The sequence below is a fragment of the Arthrobacter sp. SO5 genome (genome assembly GCF_020532805.1).
Lineage (GTDB): Bacteria > Actinomycetota > Actinomycetes > Actinomycetales > Micrococcaceae > Arthrobacter.
Genome location: NZ_MQTQ01000062.1, coordinates 1 through 3,084, shown reverse-complemented (window position 1 = coordinate 3,084; position 3,084 = coordinate 1). Strand labels below are relative to the sequence as shown.

Annotated in this window: 1 protein-coding gene; it reads right to left on the bottom strand. The window is 65.6% G+C overall.

What is annotated here, in order from left to right:
• Nucleotides 1-167: 167 nt before the first annotated feature.
• A complete protein-coding gene (locus BJG92_RS11755; RefSeq protein WP_232084190.1) occupies nt 168-2,648 on the bottom strand; it encodes an HAD-IC family P-type ATPase in 2,481 nt (826 codons plus the stop codon).
• Between the last annotated feature and the right edge of the window lie 436 nt (nt 2,649-3,084).

Here is a 3,084-nt window from a genome sequence, read left to right as displayed (position 1 = left end):
GGGAGAGTAGGTCACCGCCGGAACACCATTCAGGTCGAGAGCCTCCAACCACCAGGTTGGAGGCTCTCCCACTTTAACCACCACCCAAGCCCGGCAGGACACGCCGCCGGGCAGGACAAAGCCGGAACGGACAGGACCCCCGGCCAGCTGCCGCCAGCCGGCCACCCTCACCGGGGGAACTTCCGGGCATGGGCGCGGGCCAACACCTCGATGGCAACGCCGCCCCCGGCCGCCGAAATGGCCGCCGCCACCAGCAGTTCCTGAGGGGGCCACGACAGGTCGAAGAAATCCTGGGCCAGCGGCACGCTGAACAGGACCACCAGGCTCGCACACATTGTGAGAACCACTGCGAGTTTCTTCCCGTCGAGGGGTCTGGCCACTACCGCCAGAATCCATAGGCCCAGCACCGACAGGGTGAGCACCGATGCCGACCCCAGTGCCGGCGATTCCGTCGCCACGCCCACGCCGTTGGACCGTGCATACACATTCAACGCCAGCAGGGCCGTCGCGACGATGAGGCCGGCGGGCACGGAAAAGGACAGCGCCCTTTTGAGGAATCCGGGGCGGTAGCGGCTGGTATTGGGCATCAGCGCCAGGAAAAACGCCGGAATGCCGATGGTCAACCCATCGACGAAGGAGAGTTGGCGCGGCAGGAAGGGAAACGGAAATTGCAAAAGCCCGAAACTCACCGCGATAGCGATCGAATAGACGGTTTTGCTCAGAAAAACATTGGAAACCCGTTCGATGTTGGCGATGACCCTGCGGCCCTCGGCGACCACTGCCGGTAACCGGTCGAAGCGGCCGTCCAGGAGCACCAGTCGTGCGACCGCCTTCGTGGCCGCTGCTGCGGAGTCCATCGCGATGCCGAGATCTGCCACCTTTAATGCCATCGCATCGTTGACGCCGTCGCCGGTCATTGCGACGGTATGTCCACGGCGCTGGAGTGCCGCCACCATGTCCTTTTTCTGTGCCGGGGTGACGCGTCCGAAAACGATGTTTCCCGCCATCGCACTTTCCAACCGGGCAGGGTCCTCGGGCAATGCCCGGGCGTCGTAGCCGGACTCGGCGTCGAGTCCCACGAGCCGTGCAATCGCGGCGACAGTCCGGGGGTCGTCGCCGGATATGATCTTCACCTCAACGCCCTGGTCACGGAAGTAATCGAGGGTTTGCCTGGCGTCGGGGCGGATTTGCTCCCTGAAGGTCAACACCACTACCGGGTTCAGGCCGGCCGGAAGGGAGGCAGCTTCGCCGGACATGCTGGCCCCGCCGGCATAGGCCAGCAGCACTGTCCGCAGCCCCGTCGAGGCAAGGCGTCCCGCCTGATTCAGCGCAGCTTCCCGTTCTGTCTCGGCAGGATCCTCCCGCGCGCCACCGACGCGTGTACCGCCGGCCCCATTGGCGAGTACCACCTCAGGTGCGCCAAGAATCCAGGACCGGGTTCCCGCGCTGCCGCCGTCGAACGTCACCGAACTCCATTTCCGGGCAGAGGAGAAGGGCACGGTGCTGACCGCTGGGGTGCCGCCGTCGTTCTCGAAAGAGGCCGCCATGCACCGAGCCGTCGCGTTAGCCTCGGGATCCGACGCGAACCAGCCCAACGCCTGCTCCCACCCTGGTGCTGCGGCACCTGCCACTTCGTGCACGCCGTCGAAGACTATTCCGCCCTCGGTCAGGGTTCCGGTCTTGTCCAGGCACAGTACGTCCACACGCGCGAGGCCCTCGACTGCCGCCAGTTCCTGGATGAGGACGTTTTCCTGAGCAAGCCGGAGGCCGCCGACGGCGAACGCCACACTCGTCAGCAGGACCAGGCCCAAGGGGACCATGGCGATGACACTGGCGATCACGCCGACGAGTGCGGAAGTCCACGAACCGCTGTTGATCGCCTGCTCCCAACCGCCGAGGGCCTGCATCTCCCCGTTGGCGACGATGAGGGCTACGGGTAGGAGCGCCCAGGTCAGCCAGCCCAGAATCCGGTTGAGGCTGTTGCGGATCTCGGAGTTCACCAGGGTGAACCGCTTTGCCTCAACCGTGAGCTTGCTGGCGAACGACTCGGCCCCCACCCGGACAACCCGGGCCGTGCCCCGACCGGACACAATGAGGGAGCCGGACAGGACCTCGGTGCCGGCATCCTTGTCCACCGGATCCGATTCTCCGGTGAGCAGCGATTCGTCCGCTTCCAGGCTGCCGCTCTCGATCACGTCCGCGTCCGCTGTGACCTGGTCCCCGGGGCGTAGCACCAAGACGTCATCACGCACTACGCCGGCGGTGGCGATGTCCTGGACGACGCCGTCGCGCAGGACCCGGGCCCGGGGGGCCTCCAGCACTGCGAGCCGGTCCAGGGATCGTTTCGCGCGGTATTCCTGCACGACGCCGATCACAGCGTTCCCGAGGGCAGCGAGCCCGAAGAGCGCGTCCTGCCAGCTGCCGATCAGCAACAGGATGACAAAACTTGTTCCCACGATCGCGTTGAAGAGCGTCAGGACATTCGCGCGGATGATTTCCCACAGGCTGCGGCTGGTGGTGTCCGGCATTTTATTTGACAGGCCACGCTCGACGCGGGAGGCAACATCAGCTCCCGTCAGCCCGCCCGCGGCGGGATCGGGGACATGGCGCTGCAGCGGGAGTGGTCTGTGGCGCCGCTCGTGTGCCATCACCCCACGATCGTAACCGGCGAATCAGCCCACGGGAGTGATGGACCGCACAACTTAGCTTTGCGACGCCGGGCCGCAGCGGGGGCGGCCGATCGGACCGTGCGGCCAGCGCTGGCGCGCCCTGCAGGGCCCGCAGGGCCCGCCTTCGGGTCGAGTTGCGGTGGGGGTTGGGTGGGTGTATTGTTTTCTAAGTCGCCGCGAGGGAGACCAGCGGAAATGCTGGGAACCGGAGGCGGCCAAATCCCCTAAATTTCAAGGCCAGGATCTGGTTGGCGTTTTGTGCGCTGCGGGTTCGGGTGGGGCGGTTTGTGTGGGGCTGGGTGTCGCGGAAACGCTGATTTGCTTAGTTTCCCGGGACCGGGTAAGTTTGAAAAGTTGCTCCGGAGCGATCCACGGCTGAGGTTGTGGTGGTGCCGGGTGTGTCTGTTGTTTGAGA

Bases quoted from the DNA above. Each gene is read 5' to 3' on its own strand.
- BJG92_RS11755 (WP_232084190.1), bottom strand. From the start codon at position 2,648: ATGGCACACGAGCGGCGCCACAGACCACTCCCGCTGCAGCGCCATGTC.